Raw genomic sequence first — 19,111 nt, forward strand, 5'->3', positions numbered from 1 at the left:
CTAATTTAGTCGTTTCCGAATAAATCTCTTGTATATACTTTTTCTTTTACATCCTCCAGTTCTGGAGTCTTTCGGTTGGATATGATAATGTCACATTCTTGTTTAAAAGCATCCAGGTCCCGAGATACTTTCGAGCCGAAAAAAGAATCTTCTTTCAGAACAGGTTCATAAACAATTACTTCCACGCCTTTTGCTTTGATTCTTTTCATTATGCCCTGTATGGCAGACGCCCGAAAATTGTCTGACCCGGATTTCATGATTAAGCGATAAACACCAACTTTTTTTGGTTTTTTCGCTAAAATAGAATCCGCAATAAAATCTTTTCTGGTACGGTTGGCATCCACAATAGCCTGGATAAGATTATTGGGAACCGAATTATAATTGGCCAGCAATTGTTTGGTGTCTTTTGGTAAGCAATAGCCACCATATCCAAAAGAAGGATTATTATAATGAGAACCTATTCTTGGATCCAGCCCAACACCTTCAATGATTTGACGGCTGTCCAATCCGTGGATTTGGGAGTAACTGTCCAACTCATTGAAATAAGCTACACGCATTGCCAAATAGGTGTTTGAGAATAATTTGATAGCTTCTGCCTCTGTTGCATTGGTGAAAAGAGTAGGAATATCCTTTTTTATAGCACCTTCTTTCAAAAGATTTGCAAAAACAGTTGCCCGCTCACTCTGCTCACCAATAATAATTCTCGATGGGTAAAGATTATCGTAAAGCGCTTTTCCTTCTCTCAAAAACTCCGGAGAAAATATAATATTGTTAAAGCCTAAATCTTTTTTCAGATTTTCTGTAAAGCCAACAGGTACAGTAGATTTTACAATAACAACTGCTTTTGGGTTGTTGGTTTTAACCTCTTTTATCACATTTATAACACTACTGGTATCGAAGTAATTTGTAGAAGAGTCGTAATCTGTTGGTGTGGCTACTATAATAAAATCCGCATTTTTATAGGCCTCTTCTTTATCAAGAGTTGCTTTTAAGTTAAGACTTTTTGTCTTTAGAAATTCTGTAATTTCAGGGTCGTCAATAGGAGATTGCTTATTTTTCAGCATTTCAACCTTTTCCGGAATAATGTCCAGGGCAACTACATTATGATGCTGTGCTAGCAAAACAGCATTAGAAAGCCCAACATATCCGGTTCCGACAATTGTAATATTCACAAAGAATAAGTTTTATAATTCTGGCAAAAATAAGAAAAATTTGTTTGCAGTTATTATAATTGAAATAATTGGTTTCTTGTATATTAAAGAAAAAATAATTATCTTTGCAAAAGATTTACGGGGAAAATGGAAAGGCTTTCGCAAGAATGCCTTTTTTCGTAGATATAATTAAAGGATTAATATGGATTTTAAAACAGAAGTAAACCGCCTCATCAACGAGTTTCTTTTAACAAGACCTGATCTTTTTTTGGTAGATCTTAAAATATCTGCTGCTTCTGATGTTACATTGATTCTGGATGGTGACAATGGCGTTACACTTCAGGATTGTCTGGATGCAAGCAGGGCAATAGAATTCAATATGGATCGCGAAGTCCATGACTTCAGTCTTCAGGTGATGTCAGCTGGTCTGAGTGAACCACTTGAGTTTCCGAGACAGTTTAAAAAAAATATCGGAAGACCTGTGGATGTATTGCTGAATAATGATTCTAAAATTGAAGGCGAGTTAATAAATGTAGATGATGAGAAGATCGTAATCCGGTTAGAATACAGACGCCCGAAAGTGATTGGAAAAGGAAAGGAAGATGTGGTAGAGGATAAGGAAATCCTTTATTCTGATATCAAAAAAGCATTAGTAGTAATAAAATTTTAACAAATAGAGCAATTAATATTGCTCATTATCATTGATATAAAAATATGGATAATTTAGCTTTAATAGAAGCCTTTGGTGATTTTAAAGAAATAAAAAATATCAGCAAAATAGATTTAATGGCTATTATCGAAGATTCTCTCAAGACTCTTCTTAGAAAAAGATATGATTCTGATGATCATTTTGATGTAATTGTTAACCCTGACAAAGGAGATTTTCAGATCTTCTTGAACAAAGTTATTGTTGAGGATGAAATGTCTGAAGATGACGATCTGGAAATCGAGATTTCTGAAGTGAGAAAAATTGACCCGACTTTTGAAGTTGGAGAAGAATATACACAGGAGATTCCTGTTTCTAAACTGGGAAGAAGAAATATCCTTACTCTGAAACAAATCCTGGCTACGAAGATCCAGGAGCATTTTAATGCGTCTCTGTATGAGCAGTTCCGCGATAAAATTGGCGAGCTAATTGTAGGAGAAGTTCATCACATACGTCACAAACACGTGATCTTGTTAGATGATGAGGATAACGAGTTTATCCTTCCGAAAGAAAATCAGATCCCTTCCGATTTCTTCAAAAAAGGAGATAGTGTAAGAGCGATCGTTGAAAGTGTGGATTTCCGAGGTTCAAAACCTCAGATCATTGTTTCCAGAACGGCACCGAAATTCCTTGAGGAATTGTTGGAACTGGAAATTCCTGAGATACAGGACGGAACGATCATCCTGAAAAAAGTGGTTAGAATCCCTGGTGAGAAAGCTAAGATCGCAGTAGATGCTTATGATGACAGAATCGACCCTGTTGGAGCTTGTGTTGGTGTGAAGGGTTCCAGAATACATGGTGTTGTAAGAGAATTGAGAAACGAAAATATCGATGTCATCCAATGGTCAAAAAATCCGGAAATTCTTGTAAAAAGAGCTTTAGGAAATATCACGATCAATAAAATTGAAGTCAACACGGAAACCAACTATGCCCTGGTTTATACGCCGGTTGATGAAATTTCTAAAGTGATTGGTAAGCAAGGTCAGAACATAAAACTGGCTTCTTGGTTGTCCGGTTTTGAGATTGATGTATACAGAGAAACTTCTGAGGATGATGATGTGGAATTGACAGAGTTCAATGACGAGATTGAATCTTGGATTATTGACGAGTTCAAGAAAGTAGGACTGAATACAGCAAGAAGTGTTCTTGACAAAGATACCGATGCACTATTGAAAATGGTAGATTTGGAAGAAGAAACGATTGAAGATGTAAAAAACATTCTACGAGAAGAATTGGAAGGATAATTGAATCAGGATCTGAAAAAGATTCTGAAAAATAAACTTAATAAAAAAGAAAAATTAAAGCTTGAAAGCTTAAAACGCTAAAAGCCAAAAGCAAATTAATATTTATGCCAAAAATAAGATTAAATAAAGCCGTTAAAGAACTGAACATATCTATCCCGAGGGCTGTGGAATATCTCCAGGGCAAAGGAATAGAGGTGGACAGCAATCCTAACGCTCTATTGGAAGAACAGGCATTTTCTGCATTAGAAGCTGAGTTCCGAAAAGATGGAGAACAGAGAAAAGCTTCTCATGAGGTTGTGATTTCTAAAGTTCCTGATGAAAAATTAGCAATTGAAGAAAAGGCACCTGAGGTAATAAGAGCCAAAGCAAATCTAAAACCCGAAACCAAAGTTTTAGGTAAAATTGATTTGAATCCTAAAAAGCCTGTTGACGAACTGACGCCGGAAAAACCGGTTCAGGAAAAGCAGGAGACGACAGAAGTTGTAAAAAAAGAAGAGAAGCAGGAGTTCAAAGTTTTGGATAAAATTGATCTTTCTAAGTTGGAAAGCAATAAGCCAAAACCATCGATTAAGGAAAAAGAAGAACAGAAAGAGACACCAGTTGTTCAGGAAGAAAAGAAACCGGAAGTCAAGATCGAAAAAGTACCTGAAGCACCAGTTTCCCAAGCTCCCGAATCAGAGGAACCTCAGAAAATAGAAACAGTTTATCAAAAACTGGATGGTCCAAAAATTCTGAAGCAGACCGTGGATCTTTCCCAGTTTAATAAGCCAAAATCTTCAAACAGCAGCGCTGCCAAGAAAAAAAGAAAACGTATTACCAAAGATACACCTGGACAAAACACTGCCGGACAAGGCAATAATCAGCAAGGTGGCGGTAACAGACCGGGTCAGGGAAATCAGAACAATAACCGCCCTCAAGGACAGGGTGGAAACAACCAAGGTGGTGGAAACAGACCTGGAAATAATAACAACAGACCAGGAAATAACAACAGAGGTGGCAACAACAGAGGTCAGGCTCGGGTTATGCCTGTTGAACTTACTGATGAGCAGGTAAAAAATCAAATTAAGGAAACTCTGGAAAAGCTTACCAATAAAGGAGGGAAATCCAAAGGATCTAAACATAGAAAAGATAAAAGAACCTGGAGAAGGGAACAAGATGAACTTCAGCAGGAAATTGATGCACAGGACAGAACACTGAAAGTAACAGAATTCATCACAGTCAGCGAATTAGCCAGTTTGATGAATGTCAGTGCGACAGAAGTGATTTCAGCTTGTTTTTCACTTGGTGTGATGGTTACAATGAACCAACGTCTGGAAGCGGATACATTAACGCTGGTAGCGGATGAGTTCGGCTATAAAATTGAATTTTCTGATGCTGATATCGAAGAAGCTGCTGCGGAAGAAGAACCGGATTCGGAAGAAGATTTGTTACCAAGAGCGCCGATTGTAACTGTGATGGGGCATGTGGATCACGGTAAAACATCGTTGCTGGATTATGTCAGAAAAACAAACGTGATCGCAGGCGAATCTGGAGGAATTACCCAGCATATAGGTGCCTACAACGTGAAGCTGGAAAACGGACAAAGAATAACATTCTTGGACACGCCGGGTCACGAAGCCTTTACAGCGATGAGAGCCAGAGGTGCGCAAGTAACTGATATTGCAATTATTGTTGTGGCTGCTGATGATGATGTAATGCCTCAGACTAAAGAAGCTATTGCCCATGCACAAGCGGCTGGCGTTCCTATGATTATTGCCATTAACAAAGTAGATAAAGCAAATGCCAATCCTGATAAAATCAGAGAGCAACTTTCTGCAATGAATGTTTTGGTAGAAGAATGGGGAGGAAATGTTCAGGCACAAGAAATTTCGGCTAAATTTGGTAACAATGTAGAGCTGTTATTAGAGAAAGTACTTTTGCAGGCAGAGCTTTTAGAATTAAAATCAAATCCAAATAAACAAGCCAGCGGTGTAGTTATAGAAGCTGCTTTGGATAAAGGAAGAGGATATGTTGCTACAATGCTGGTTCAGAACGGAACTTTAACTGTCGGAGATTATGTTCTTGCAGGGAAAAATCATGGTAAGGTAAAGGCAATGCTGGATGAGAGAGGCAAGCCAATGGAAAAAGCAGGACCATCAATTCCTGTTACAATTCTTGGTCTGGACGGCGCACCGACTGCGGGTGACAAATTCAGAGTTTTTGCTGATGAAAAAGAGGCTAAAACTATTGCGAATAAGAGAGAACAACTTCAGAGAGAGCAATCCATCAGAACCAAGAAACATCTTACGCTTGATGAGATCGGGCGTCGTATTGCTTTAGGAGATTTCAAAGAACTTAATATTATCCTTAAAGGTGACGTGGATGGATCTGTGGAAGCATTATCTGATCAGTTACAAAGATTATCAACTGAAGAGATTCAGGTGAATATTCTTCATAAGGGAGTCGGACAAATTACTGAAAGTGACATCTTATTGGCTGCTGCTTCTGATGCAATTGTCATCGGCTTTAATGTAAGAGCCAGTGTCAATGCAAAAGACATTGCTGATAAAGAAGAAGTCGAGATCAGAACTTATTCTATTATCTATAAAGCTATCGATGAGGTCAAGGAAGCGATGGAGGGATTACTTTCTCCTGAGATTCAGGAACAGGTGATTGGTAATGTGGAAATCAGAGAAGTATTCAGGATTTCTAAAGTTGGATCAATTGCCGGATGTATGGTTCTTACAGGTAAGGTCACTAGGAATTCTAAAATCAGACTTCTGAGAGACGGCATTGTAAAATTTGACGGAGAACTGGAAAGTCTGAAACGATACAAAGACGATGTTAAGGAAGTAACCAAAGGTTATGAATGCGGTCTTAATATAAAAGGATACAATGACATAGAAGTTGGAGATATTCTTGAAGTCTATGAAGAAGTTGCAATTAAGAAAAAATTGAAATAATTAATAAGCCTGCTTTCGAGCAGGTTTTTTTATGGACAATTATTTATTTATAATAATTCTAAATAATAATTTTAATATTATCATATTATCATAGGTGTAGCTTATTATACTTTGAGAATTCTTTTTTTATAAGTGTTAAATCATTTATTGTTGTTAAATCATCGGTCGTTTTTATATTAAATCAATAAGGAAAATTAAAAATCTTTGTTATTGAGAATTTGTTTTCTTGGCTGTGTTAATTTTTTTTAACATATTTGCAGATTATAATTAAATAGTGTTAATATGAATGTAAAATTACGATTGTTGTCTGTTGGGGTTCTTTTCTTCACAGGACAGGCATTAATGGCACAGAAAAAAACTACAGTTAGACCAAAAACTGACACCACTACGAAAACCAAAGAAATTGAAGAGGTTGTTATCATAGGAGGTGTAAAGTTAGATCCGGCACAAAAAGTAGGTTCCTATAATGTCGTTTCAAAAGCCAGTTTTGAATCAACGCCTTTTTCGAATGTTGATGATGTATTAAATGGAAGAGTTGCAGGATTAACTTTTTCTTCTGCAAGTGGTGATCCAGGATCATCAAATATGGTTTTAGTTAGAGGTGTGAGTTCGTTAATAGGTACTCCTAATCCACTATATGTAATTGATGGAGTGGTGGTTGGTAAGGGAGCTGACAATGCCAGCCTAATGGAGTCATGGAATCCACTTTCATCTATTGATCCCAATGCTATTGAGTCAGTATCTGTTCTTAAAGATGCATCAGCAACAGCATTATATGGTTCTAGAGGAGCAAATGGAGTTATAATTATCAAAACTAAAAGAGGAAAATATAACCAAAAGACAAGATTGGAGTTTTCATCTGAAACAGGTATTCAAGATCGTGCTTTTGATAATCTAAAATTGATGAGTGGTGATGAATACATTAAGTATGGGGGTATGCTAATGTGGAACAGTCAAGGTACAAATGGCATACCAGTGGGAGCATTTACTTCTTTAAATGATGCGATTTATAACCCGACTTATGGTTATTTAGCCAAATATGAACCTGAATTTAAAAATAACCCTACGCCTTATACAGACTGGGAAAAAGCCGTAAATCGATCATCATCTGTTGTAAACACATATAATTTTGGAGCCACAGGTGGGGGAGAAAATACATCATTTAGAATTGGAGGGTCTTATTATCAAAATAAACCTCTTGTTAATACATCCGCTTTTGACAGAATCAGTATAAATGCTGCAATCGATCACAAAGCATCAGAAAAATTGAAATTTGGTTTGAATATTAATTATTCAAATGTAAAGAGAAATACATATTTTGGAGGACGAGCATCTGCAAACCCGGTAACATCTTCAATCATGTTATCACCATTAAGACCTATTTATAATTCGGATGGTACATATAATCAAATTCTAGGAGATGGTGCTTCGACAGAAGGGTTTAATCCAGTTTCAATTCTTAATAATATTGATCAAATTTCGAAAATAAATACATTTATCGGTTCTGCTAATGTCGACTATCAATTCGCAAAGAATCTTTATTTTAATTCACTTTTTGGAACACAGGCCCAGTTTATGAATGAAACAATTCATGTGCTAGCCGGGCATCCTGTTTATACAATAATGTCAACGATAGATCCTCCAAAAGGTTTTTTAGGAGACTATAGAACTACAATTTTTGATTGGAACTGGTCTAATACTTTCAGTTACAGAAAAGTATTTGCTGAAAAACATAATCTTGAGACTTTTATAGGTATGGAATATCAAAATCATACATATAACAATATATCTTCTCAAACATATACACTGAATGATCCGAGGCCATACTTTAATTTTGCCGATGAGGTATTTACAAGTAATACTGATCAGGAGTGGACACAGATTTCATATTTTGGAAGACTTAATTACACCTTTGATAATAAGTATACAGTTACAGGACAATTAAGAAGGGATGGTAACTCTACTTTAGGTCATCAGAAATGGGGCAATTTTTGGTCTGTAGGTGGATCATGGAATGTTCAAAACGAATCTTTTATTCCTAAAATCTTTTCTTCCGCAGTGTTACGTGCAAGTTATGGTGTTTTAGGTAATATCCCATATGCAGATCAATGGTATAATCAATATAATATGTACGCACTTGCGGGATATAACTCTAACATTGGATGGGGCCCAAATAATGGATATGGTTTTATTGCCACAGCAGGTAATAAAGATTTGAAATGGGAAGAGTCAAAACATTTTGATATAGGAGCAGATTTTGGATTCTTTAATGAACGATTAAAGTTTACCCTAGACTACTATAATAAAATTACTGATGATGCAATTTTCGAGATTGATACACCTTCTGAAACTGGATCGCCATCTTCATATTATGCAAATGCTGCAAAAATAAATAATAAAGGTTTTGAACTTGTAATAGATGCAACACCAATTTCTAAGGGCGATTTCAAATGGAATATAAATGCAAATGCAGCATACAATAGGACGGTTCTGGATAAATTTTATTATCCAATAGATATTAAAACCTATGAAAGTGACACTGACGATGATAGTAATGAATTGGTTGCACTAGCCCCAGGACATTTATTAGGGGAATATTATGCTATTCAATGGGCGGGTATAGCACAACAAGATGATCCGGCAAAAGGAATTAAGGCTGGGGATGCTTTATTTTATACCGACGCATCACGTACTGACGTAACAAATATTAGAAATCAAGCCGAAAGAGTATGGATGGGTAAGAATGCTTTCCCAAAATATACAGTGGGTATCACGAATGACTTCAAATATAAAAATTGGTCTCTGAGCTTTTTAATTACGGGACAATTTGATTTTTATGTTCAAAACGGAGTTAGGTCATATACTATTCATTATGGAGCATTTCCTACAAGAAATCAAATTACAGATGCATTATATGATAGCTGGACAGACGCACCAGGAATGGAAAATTATAGTGCGTCAAACCCAAAGGCAGTAATTGGTAATCCGACAGGTTCTAGATTAGAATCTTCACGCTTTATTTATAAAGGAGATCATTTGCGATTGAAAGAATTAAAAATATCATATTCCTTTGGAAGTCTATTTAAAGAAAGCGTAGGTATAAATAATCTAACAGTATATTTAAGAGGAACCAATCTTTTAACATATGTATTCGATAAAAATTTGAACTTTGATCCGGAATCAAATTCCAATGCATGGTCATGGATTGGTAAAGGAAGATATTGGTATGCTTCTCCTGTACTAAGAACTATGTCATTAGGTATTCAATTAGGATTTTAAAATTAGATAAAATGAAAAAATATATTAAAACAATAACGGCTGCGGCACTACTTATAGTATCTGCTAATTCTTGTAGTGACAAGGAACTAGAGCTTTTACCTCCTGATCAGGATTTATTAGAATTATCATTGAATAATGAGGAGCAATTACAACAGTTCCTTAATCGAGCATATTTTTCTATGTCGAGTGCTAGTGCTTTCGGAACTGATATATTGGTTTATGGTGATTTATTGTCTGATCATATAAATGTAGTTACTCCTGCACCAACATCATTTACAAACCTTTATACCCTTACTTATAGTGGATTAAGTAGTGATTTTGGTTTTTACAGAACTCTTTATGATGCAATTGCTAAATGTAATTTAATTATTAATAATACAAAAGTTGAAGATTCTGAAAATGTTTCCAGAATAAAAGCCGAAGCTAAAATTATAAGAGGTTTTGCATATTTTACCCTTGTGAATTTCTTTTCTCCAACACCAACTTCTGGAGTCAATCAAGAGTATGGTGTTCCATTATTATTAGAAAATTATGATGCCACGCTACAAAAACCTAGAGCATCAATTGCTGAAGTTTACAACCAGATAATTTCTGATTTGACTGATGGTGCAAACAATGCGGGTGAAGGTTCTACTGAAAATAAAGTAACACTTACAAGAACTGCTGCTAAACTGTTATTGTCAAGGGTTTATCTCACAAGGAGAGCCAATGGAGACGCTCAGCTTGCATTACAATATGCTTCAGACGTAGTTGAAAATTCACCTAGTGGTATTTTCGCACCTGTTAATTCTTCTACTCAAGCTAATTATGTTAATTATTTTACTAGCTCTAATGATGATATTTCTGAAAATCAGCCGGAAACAATTTGGGAACTGGATATGACATCTTTAACAAGTACTGTTAATGGTATAGGAGCTAATAAAGCCATATCAGGATATTACGACAGAGTAGATTCTCGTAAGTGTCTTATGTTTACCAGATCTTTTTATGATGCATTAAATAGTACCACGGATGTTAGAAAAGGATTATTTTCAACAGCTTCTGGAGGAAATACCCCTAGCGGAGTTTGGACAACAAAGTTTCCAAGACTTTCATCAGGAGGTAACTATACTAGAAATAATAAAATCCTTAGATTTGCTGAGGCAGAACTTAATCAAATTGAAGCTTATTATCTTACAGGACAAACCCAGATAGCCTTAACAAAACTTAATAGTTTTGCACAAAAAAGAAAAGGAACACAATATACGGGTTCTAATTTACTGGATGATATTCTTAAAGAAAGAGAAAAAGAATTTTTTGCTGAAGGCTATAGATTTTTTGATTTAAAAAGATATAGTTTACCTCTCGTTAAGAATGCGAATTGTACAATTAATTGTAATGTTCCCGCAAATGACAAATTATTTGTTATGCCTATGAATCAAGACGCATTAAACTATAACTTAAATTTAAAACAATATCCTGGATATTAAAAATTAAGGGCAATGATATTGCCCTTAATTTATAAAAAAGATGTTAAAAATTAAATGTTGCTTTTTCATTCGCATTATTTTTTCTATTTTAGCATCAAGTTATTAATTATTAAAAAATTTTATTATGAAAAAAGTTTTACTTTCTTTAAGTTTAATTACACTTTCAGTGAGCACATATGCTCAGTATTCTTGGACGCAACAAGGTACTAAATTAGCTACCAGTAATGGTGTTAATGAGATGGCTATTGTTGATGCAAATACAGTTTGGATCACGGCTTATGATGGCTCCGGAGGTGGCACCTACCCAAAATCATTTTCCAAAACAACAGATGGCACAAACTGGACCGCAGGTACAATCGCAGGTCCTGTATCAGCAGCATTAGTTGGTGATATTGCAGCAATCGATGCTAATACAGCTTGGGTTGTGACAGCACCATCATCAGGTTCTAACGGAAATGGTATCTGGAAGACAACTAACGGAGGATCCACATGGGCAAGACAGGGAACCACCACACAACCTTACAATACATCATCATTTGCAAATGTTATCCATTTTTGGGATGCTAACGAAGGCTTTACCGCTGGTGACCCAGTAGGTGGCGTGTTTCAGATTTTCCGAACTACTAATGGAGGAACAACTTGGACTGCAGTAGCAGGTGCTCCAGCACCTTTAGCTGGTGTTGAATACGGTTTGACAGGGGTTAAATATGTTATCGGAAATAACGTTTGGATGGGTACAACGAAAGGTAGAATCCTTCGTTCTTATGATAAAGGAGCTACGTGGACAGCTCACGTAACACCTGCTTTAGATTTCGGTGGTGGTGCTGCTGGAGGTGGTGTTGATGGTTCTTCTGCTAAAATGGCATTCAAAGATGCTAATAATGGTATTTTGATAGCTATTGATAATTCAACGGACGCAGTAATGTATTCTACTGAAGATGGTGGTGCTACTTGGGAACCTATTGAATCTACAGGAACATGGTTCTTCGGAGATATTACTTATGTTCCTGGAACAGAAAACACTTACGTTTCAACAGGTATTAATTCTGATGCCGCACAAGGTACAGGATCTTCTTACAGTGCAGACGGAGGAGTAACTTGGACAATCATTGATAACATTGCTGGTGTAGATGGTGGACAAAGAGGAAAAGTTAATTTCTTGAACACTTCTACAGGATGGGCAGGTTTCTTTAGTGATGGTCCTACAGGTTCTGAAGGTATTTTAAAATTTGTTGGTACTTTGCCTGCTACAAGTATGGCAGTTGCTGATGTAGCTGGAAAATCTAACCTGAAAGTTTTCCCTAACCCGGCTGTTGATGTAGTAAACCTTACAGCAAACAAAGAAATCAAGTCTGTTAATATCTATGATTTATCCGGTAAAAAAGTTAAATCAGTTAACGAAGGAAAACAGATCAATGTTTCTAACCTTGCAAAAGGAACTTATATTCTTCAGGCTTATTATGGTAACGGTTCTGTTGAAAACACGAAACTTATCAAAAAATAATTTATATTATTTTATATAATAGAATCCCGCAATAGTGCGGGATTTTTTATTTAAGGATAATTACTATTTTTGTACCCAAATTTCCTCGATGAAATATCTATCAATACTACTGGTTGCATTTGGCATCTTCCTGAATGCGCAGCAGGTTAATAAAACTGACTCTAACAAAATGTCTTCTGACACGCTCAAAGTGGATTCCGGAGAGAAGGATTCATTAGAGATATACAAACCCACTATAAATGACTATCTGGTTAAGAAAAGATTCTCTGAGAAAAAAATATTTGATACCACTTTTGCTATTGAAAAATCCTATATCGTAACACAATACAATAAAAAAGATAACTTTGGGAAAATTCAATATGCCAATGTAGGTTCCGGGTTTCAAAATCTGATGTATGATAAAAATTCGGCACAAAACCTTACGCTTCTTCCGGAAAACAAGTCTTTCTGTATTATTGGAGAGAACGATATCAATTACTATGATGTAAAAACACCGACTACAACATTTTTCTATAACAACGCTATGAAAAATGGAGGACAGCTGCATACAACTTATACCCAGAATGTCGGCAAGAATTTCAATTTTGCAATAGAATACATGGGGCTTCGATCTCAGGGTCTTTATAGAAACAGTTTAGCGTCGAGTAATAATACAATTTTCAGCGGCCATTACATTTCTAAAAATAACAAGTACGAAGCTTACGCTCATTACATCCATCAGAATGTCAACAATCAGGAAAACGGAGGAATTGCTGATCTTGATGTTTTTCTCAGTGGAGATTCCCGATTCAGTAACCGGCAAAATATAGAAACCAATCTGTCGGGTGTAGAATCCAGGTACGGTTACAGAAGATATTACTTCAGTCAGGAGTTTTCCCCTTTCGACCCGGCAAAATATCCATTCAAACTGAGACATACCATTTATCATCAGGGAAATAAATATTATTTTTCAGAGACCACAAGTAATAATTTATTCTTCAATTCAACAAGTATAGATGGTTTTCCTTTGTACAACAAAAAGTTTTCCAATGATCTGAGCAATACATTTAGTTTGGTTTGGGATAACGAAAAATTTAAACTGGATGCAGGATTCCGTCATCAATACATCACTTTCGGGAACAAAAATGCATATCCGGTCCTTAATATTCCGGGTTATTTTAAAGAACAGAGATTCGGAGCTGTCGGGAATTTACAGATCAAATTATTAGATAAGATTCGACTGAAGTCTTTCCTGGAAATCTCCAAAGGTTCAGAATTCGGGAACTATCTCAAAACTACAAACCAATTGGTTTTTGAACCAGTCAAGGACTATCTGGTAGAAGGAAGGCTGAATTTCCAATCGGCATATCCGAGTTTCAATTATCTGGTGAATTCTTCACATTATGTTAACTACAATTTTTATCTCCAGAATCCGAATAACGAAACAGTCACACAGATCGGAGGAACTCTGAAGCTTGCCAAGTGGTTCGATTCCCAGGTTTTTGCAGATTATTACAGAATTGATAACTATACTTATTTTGATAATTTTTCCAGGCCCGAACAGAGCTCTTCCTCGCTCAATATATCCCAGATTGGAGGAGAAGCTACGGCAAAATACAGAAAGTTCAATCTGAATGCGAGAGTTCTTTTTCAAAAAATTCTGAGCAATCAGGATTTGCTTCCTGTTCCGGATTTTATTGGCAGGATCAATCTTTTCTACCAGGCGTCGGCATTCAAAAAGGCAGCAACTATACAGACCGGAATCAAAGTTTATTATTTCACCAGATTTGCCTCAAGAGAATACTCGCCTATGCTCAGCGAGTATATTTTGCCAGGGACAAACGCCGGTTCTATCGGAGGTCAGCCGATCGCCGACGTTTATTTTAATATGAAGGTGAAACGGATGTTTTTCTATATAGAAGGACAGCACATCAATCAGACTTTTATGCAGAACAAATCCTTCACAGCACCAAATTACCCAATATATGATTTCCGACTGAATCTTGGTTTGGTTTGGTATCTTTTCCACTAATTTTGTTAGAATAATTATGGCAGCTATTTCCGCCTTCCGCTCCCAATCTTTTTATTTTTTTCAAAAAAACAAAAAGGATTTCCGCTCAAGTCGGGCTGCGAGCCATCAACAATCAATCCACAATAGACACCATAATGACCATCGGTTTCGAACATATAGAAAACATTCCAAAACTTGTAAAAGACTTTCTGAAAAAAGATCTGGAAGGATTCCAAAATAAAATTTTTGATTTGGAGAACTTCAGAAATCAGATTGCAGAAAAACAAAGTTCCTATTCTGATGACAGAAGGAAAATCTTAAAACGGATTATTGCCGAACAAAATTTTGGATTAGAACAGACGCCGCTGTCGTCAAAACAAGTTGAGAATCTGTCCGTTTTGGACAATGGAAACACGTTTACCATTACAACCGGACATCAGCTAAACCTGTTTACCGGTCCGGTCTTCTTTGTCTACAAGATTTTACAAACGATAAAAACAGCGGAATTTTTAAAGTCCAATTTCCCGGAACATAATTTCGTCCCGGTTTTTTGGATGGCGACAGAAGACCATGATTTTGATGAGATAGATCATTTCAAAACCCGTGAACATTATTACGAAATCAAAGGAATTGCTGGCGGCGATGTTGGAAATATCAAAATTGATGAAAATTTTTTTATTCAGGAATTTGAGAAAGAATTCAAAGACAATCTCTATGGAATCGAATTGATTCTCTGGATCATACAGGCTTATAAAAAAGGAAATACCCATACACAGGCAATCCGGTATCTTGTGCATCAGTTATTTTCAGATTACGGATTATTGACAGTTGACGGAAACGAAAAGGAACTGAAATCTCAGGTTAAAGATATTTTCCGTAAAGAATTATTGTCCAATCAGCTTTTCGAAACGACTAAAAATCAAAGAGGATTTCTTGAGAAAGAATATCACAAAGTTCAGGTCAATCCAAGGGAAATCAATCTTTTTTACCTGACGGAAACCAGAAATAGAATTGAGAAAATCAATAGCGAATATTATATTCTTGACACCGATTTAAAATTCTCAGAAGAAGAAATTTTGAACGAATTAGAAAATTATCCTGAAAAATTCAGTCCCAATGCGGTTCTTCGTCCAGCTTATCAGGAAACGATTATGCCGAATCTGGCTTACGTTGGCGGAAATGCGGAAATAATGTATTGGATAGAGTTAAAAGATTATTTCGAATCCATTGACCTTCCTTTTCCGATTTTGATTCCGAGAAACTCGATGTTGTTTTTAGAAGAAAAAATCTTCAGAAAAATTGAAAATGCAGGATTGAAGATTGAAGATTTCTTTGGAAACTTTGCTGAAGTCATCAACAAAAAAATATTAGATAACAACGGAATCAAATCACTTCTGGAACAGAAAGAACAGGATCTGATCCATTCATTTTCTGAAATAAAAACTAAAGCTGGCCAAACGGACAAAACATTTGTAAACCTTGTGAATGCAGAAGAAACACGCCAGTTAAAATCTTTCAAAAGAATGAAAAAACGCCTTCTGAAAGCGGAAAAAATAAAGCAGTCGGAGAAGGTTGAGCAGATGCAGAGCTTATTTCTGAACGTTCATCCGGGCGGAACCTGGCAGGAAAGAGTGTTCAATTTCAGCGTGTTCTACGCAGATTTAGGAAAAGAATGGATTGCCGAAACTTATCAACAAATGGATGTTCAAAAATCGGAATTGATTATTTCGCCCATTTAAATTGAAAGCATTATTTTTGTAACCATATAAAGAAAGGGATGATTAAAAAGATTTTCATTTTATCGGGACTTATCAGCTTTTTAGGGCTTTCTGCACAGAAAACCCACACCGTTTTAGCTAAGGAAACGCCTTATGGGATTTCCAAACAGTATGGTTTGACGGTAGATGAATTGTATAGGATGAATCCTTCCGCTAAAGATAATGGGCTGAAAATCGGCGATGTTATCGTTGTTTCCAAAAATGGAGCTGGCTCAAAATCAACAACTCCTGTCTCTACAACTCCTGCAGCAAAATCCGGAAAAACAGGAACCATTACTTTGCAGCCAAAACAAACAATCTACGGAATTACCAAACAATATCAAATTTCTGAGGCTGACCTTAGAAAACTGAATCCTGAGCTGGATTCTCACATGAAAATCGGGGACAAAATTACTTTGCCTTTAGATAATATTCAGAAATTTGGAGGTTCTTTTTCGTCAACTGTAGCTAAAGGTTCAACTGAGAAACCTACTGACGTAAAACCTGCTGTTAAAACTGAAGCTTCGACCGATAAAGGGTTGTATATCGTTCAGGCAAAGGACAATTATTATAAAATATCGAGACAGTTTAATCTGACTCAGAAGCAATTATTTGCTTTGAACCCGGGATTAGAAACCTCAGGCCTCAAACCAGGCGAAGCAATTAGGATTTCAGAGTCGGATTCTATTACAGGTAGTTCTTCAAATTCTATCAAGATTGAAGATAATTATCAAAATAATACGGCTTCGGCTCCAGCTACACAGACTATAAATGAGACAGTTTCTGAGCCTGTAAAAAGTGCATCAGCTGCAACGTCTTCTGAAGATGATTTTGTGACTTATACTGTTCAGAGTGGTGATACAATGTTTAGCATTATGAACAGATTCAATGTCACATTGGACCAATTGATCAGCCTTAATCCAAATCTTGCAGATGGTCTGAAAGCTGGTATGACTTTGAAAATCAAGAAACAGGATCCGATGTATTCTAAGAAAAGCGGCGATGTTTTAAGTGTCGTTTTAATGTTACCTTTCGGATTTGATGCAAACGATGCGAAGTACAGAACAATGTCCATGGATTTCTTGACTGGTGCAAAACTAGCGGCTGAGAGAAATGCAAAATCCGGACAGAAACTGGACATCAAAGTTGTAGATGCGGGAAACGAAAATACTTTTAAAAACAGCCTTTCTCAAATCAACCCTGATAATACGGATTTGATTATCGGACCTTTTTTCAAATCAAGTGTTCTGGAAGTTCTGAGATTTGTGAATGATAAAAAAATCCCTGTGGTCGCACCTTTTGCGAACTCCGAAGACCTTTTCGATTATAACAATCTCATTATCATCGAAACTGAAAATTCGGTTTATTCTGACAGAATCGTAAAAGAAGTTGGGCAGGTTTATCAGGACCAAAAAATCTTTATAGTTGCAGATAATTCCAAAGCTAATGCTAACGCAATCAAAGCAGGATTGGAAAAATCATTATCAAAACCGAATGTAGTTATTGTTAATTCTTCATCAGAAATTCAGTTAGAAAATAATATGATGACAGGACAGTTGGTGCCTGTGATTGCGATTCTCGCTGACGATGATGAATCTGCAGGTGTGGCATTCGCTTCAAAAATTATTGCTCTTGGAAAACAAACCGACGGTGTAAAAGCATTCAGTATGTTCTACAGCCCAAGTTTTGAGAAAAATGTGGATGACCTTTCCAAAGTGAGTCTGGTTTATCTGATGGACAGAAAAATCAATTACGATGGTGATTTTGAGAAAGAAATTCTAGCAGCTTATAAAGATAAATATTGTAAAACGCCTTCAAAATACGCAGTAATTGGTTTCGACGTGATGAACGATATGTTGACTAGAGAAAACAAAAAAGGCGAAATCTTCAAACAAATCGGTAAATCTCAAACACAACTCGCTACAAAATTCGAATTCGTCAAAGCAAAAGCAAACGGTGCTTATATCAATAACGGTTATAGAGTTGTAAGACTGATGCAGTAATTATGGTTGATTCAATCTTTGCTGAGTTTTACGCCTTTGCGAACTTAAAAACATTTAGTAGTAAAAAAAACTTTGCGGACTTTGCGTTCAAAAAGATTATTAAAATAAAAATTTTTAAATATTGATGAATAATCAATTATCATTGGCTTCGCCGAATCTTTGATTTCATCAATCATCATTTATAAAAGTATGAAAGCACTTGTATTTCCTGGGCAGGGTTCACAGTTTGTCGGGATGGGAAAAGAATTGTACGATTCCCGAAAAGACGTAAAAGACCTGATGGATTCTGCCAATGATATTCTTGGTTTCGATATTGTTTCTGTGATGTTCAACGGGACAGACGAAGACCTTAAAAAAACCAGCGTAACTCAGCCGGCTATTTTCTTACATTCAGTTGCTGCTGTAAAAGTAGCAAACGGTTTGGGCGCAGAAATGGTTGCCGGACATTCTTTGGGAGAATTTTCCGCTTTGGTTGCCAACGGCGTTTTGTCTTTCGAAGACGGATTGAAATTAGTTTCCGAAAGAGCACAGGCAATGCAGATGGCTTGCGATATCAATCCAAGTTCTATGGCGGCTATTCTTGGTCTGGAAGATGCTAAAGTTGAAGAAATCTGTGCAGAAATCGAAGGAATCGTTGTTCCTGCCAATTACAACTGTCCTGGACAATTGGTAATTTCCGGAGAAACAGTTGCTGTTGAAAAAGCTTGTGAGGCTTTGAAAGCGGCTGGTGCCAAAAGAGCTTTGTTGTTGCCTGTAAATGGCGCTTTTCATTCACCATTGATGATGCCGGCTCAGGAGAGATTGGCTGCTGCGATAGAAAACACAAAGTTCAGGAATGCCACGATTCCGGTTTATCAGAACATAACGACAACAGCAGTCTCTGACCCGGAAGATATCAAAAAGAACCTGATTGCTCAGTTAACAGGTCCTGTAAAATGGACTCAGAGCGTTCAGAATATGATAAAAGACGGTGCAACCAATTTTGTAGAAGTCGGACCAGGAAAAACACTGCAAGGTTTGATTAAAAAAATCAATCCGGAAGTAACTGTCGCATCTGCAATTTAAC

11 protein-coding genes are annotated in these 19,111 nt (G+C 36.4%); 10 read left to right on the forward strand and 1 reads right to left on the reverse strand.

From position 1 onward, the window contains the following. Positions 1-5: 5 nt before the first annotated feature. Positions 6-1,172, reverse strand: a complete 1,167-nt coding sequence (locus BUA97_RS08485; protein ID WP_072997431.1) for a nucleotide sugar dehydrogenase — start codon at positions 1,170-1,172, stop codon at positions 6-8. Between the two features lie 181 nt (positions 1,173-1,353). Between BUA97_RS08485 and rimP the strand changes: the two genes are divergently transcribed. The 10 genes from rimP (at position 1,354) to fabD (ending at position 19,110) form a co-directional block, all read left to right on the forward strand. Next, positions 1,354-1,821, forward strand: a complete 468-nt coding sequence (gene rimP / locus BUA97_RS08490) for a ribosome assembly cofactor RimP (RefSeq protein WP_072997432.1) — start codon at positions 1,354-1,356, stop codon at positions 1,819-1,821. Between the two features lie 44 nt (positions 1,822-1,865). After that, positions 1,866-3,101, forward strand: coding sequence for a transcription termination factor NusA (gene nusA / locus BUA97_RS08495; RefSeq protein ID WP_072997433.1), 1,236 nt, complete (start codon positions 1,866-1,868; stop codon positions 3,099-3,101). Between the two features lie 104 nt (positions 3,102-3,205). Next, positions 3,206-6,043, forward strand: coding sequence for a translation initiation factor IF-2 (gene infB / locus BUA97_RS08500; RefSeq protein WP_072997434.1), 2,838 nt, complete (start codon positions 3,206-3,208; stop codon positions 6,041-6,043). A gap of 282 nt (positions 6,044-6,325) precedes the next feature. Beyond that, positions 6,326-9,322 carry a SusC/RagA family TonB-linked outer membrane protein gene (locus BUA97_RS08505; RefSeq protein WP_072997435.1) on the forward strand — a complete coding sequence of 999 codons (2,997 nt, stop codon included), beginning with the start codon at positions 6,326-6,328 and terminating at the stop codon, positions 9,320-9,322. An 11-nt stretch (positions 9,323-9,333) separates the two neighbouring features. Beyond that, positions 9,334-10,791 (forward strand): RagB/SusD family nutrient uptake outer membrane protein, encoded by a 1,458-nt coding sequence (locus tag BUA97_RS08510; protein ID WP_072997436.1) that lies wholly within the window; start codon positions 9,334-9,336, stop codon positions 10,789-10,791. Between the two features lie 124 nt (positions 10,792-10,915). Further along, the gene (locus tag BUA97_RS08515) at positions 10,916-12,295 is read left to right on the forward strand and encodes a T9SS type A sorting domain-containing protein (RefSeq protein ID WP_072997437.1); all 1,380 of its coding nucleotides are present in this window, start codon (positions 10,916-10,918) and stop codon (positions 12,293-12,295) included. 88 nt (positions 12,296-12,383) lie between these two features. After that, complete coding sequence (locus BUA97_RS08520; protein ID WP_072997438.1) at positions 12,384-14,306, forward strand: putative porin; 1,923 nt, start codon at positions 12,384-12,386, stop codon at positions 14,304-14,306. A gap of 134 nt (positions 14,307-14,440) precedes the next feature. Then, on the forward strand, positions 14,441-16,024 hold the full coding sequence (bshC, locus tag BUA97_RS08525) for a bacillithiol biosynthesis cysteine-adding enzyme BshC (protein ID WP_072997439.1): 1,584 nt from the start codon (positions 14,441-14,443) through the stop codon (positions 16,022-16,024). 38 nt (positions 16,025-16,062) lie between these two features. Then, positions 16,063-18,045, forward strand: a complete 1,983-nt coding sequence (locus tag BUA97_RS08530) for a LysM peptidoglycan-binding domain-containing protein (RefSeq protein ID WP_175546183.1) — start codon at positions 16,063-16,065, stop codon at positions 18,043-18,045. A gap of 189 nt (positions 18,046-18,234) precedes the next feature. Next, positions 18,235-19,110 (forward strand): ACP S-malonyltransferase, encoded by an 876-nt coding sequence (gene fabD, locus BUA97_RS08535; RefSeq protein WP_072997441.1) that lies wholly within the window; start codon positions 18,235-18,237, stop codon positions 19,108-19,110. Position 19,111 lies beyond the last annotated feature (1 nt).

Source organism: Epilithonimonas mollis, assembly GCF_900142325.1.
Taxonomy (GTDB): domain Bacteria; phylum Bacteroidota; class Bacteroidia; order Flavobacteriales; family Weeksellaceae; genus Epilithonimonas; species Epilithonimonas mollis.

What these genes read in the sequence shown, in the direction of transcription:
- rimP (WP_072997432.1), top strand. Translation starts at nt 1,354, where the DNA reads ATGGATTTTAAAACAGAAGTAAACCGCCTCATCAACGAGTTTCTTTTA.
- nusA (WP_072997433.1), top strand. Translation starts at nt 1,866, where the DNA reads ATGGATAATTTAGCTTTAATAGAAGCCTTTGGTGATTTTAAAGAAATA.
- infB (WP_072997434.1), top strand. Translation starts at nt 3,206, where the DNA reads ATGCCAAAAATAAGATTAAATAAAGCCGTTAAAGAACTGAACATATCT.
- BUA97_RS08505 (WP_072997435.1), top strand. Translation starts at nt 6,326, where the DNA reads ATGAATGTAAAATTACGATTGTTGTCTGTTGGGGTTCTTTTCTTCACA.
- BUA97_RS08510 (WP_072997436.1), top strand. Translation starts at nt 9,334, where the DNA reads ATGAAAAAATATATTAAAACAATAACGGCTGCGGCACTACTTATAGTA.
- BUA97_RS08515 (WP_072997437.1), top strand. Translation starts at nt 10,916, where the DNA reads ATGAAAAAAGTTTTACTTTCTTTAAGTTTAATTACACTTTCAGTGAGC.
- BUA97_RS08520 (WP_072997438.1), top strand. Translation starts at nt 12,384, where the DNA reads ATGAAATATCTATCAATACTACTGGTTGCATTTGGCATCTTCCTGAAT.
- bshC (WP_072997439.1), top strand. Translation starts at nt 14,441, where the DNA reads ATGACCATCGGTTTCGAACATATAGAAAACATTCCAAAACTTGTAAAA.
- BUA97_RS08530 (WP_175546183.1), top strand. Translation starts at nt 16,063, where the DNA reads ATGATTAAAAAGATTTTCATTTTATCGGGACTTATCAGCTTTTTAGGG.
- fabD (WP_072997441.1), top strand. Translation starts at nt 18,235, where the DNA reads ATGAAAGCACTTGTATTTCCTGGGCAGGGTTCACAGTTTGTCGGGATG.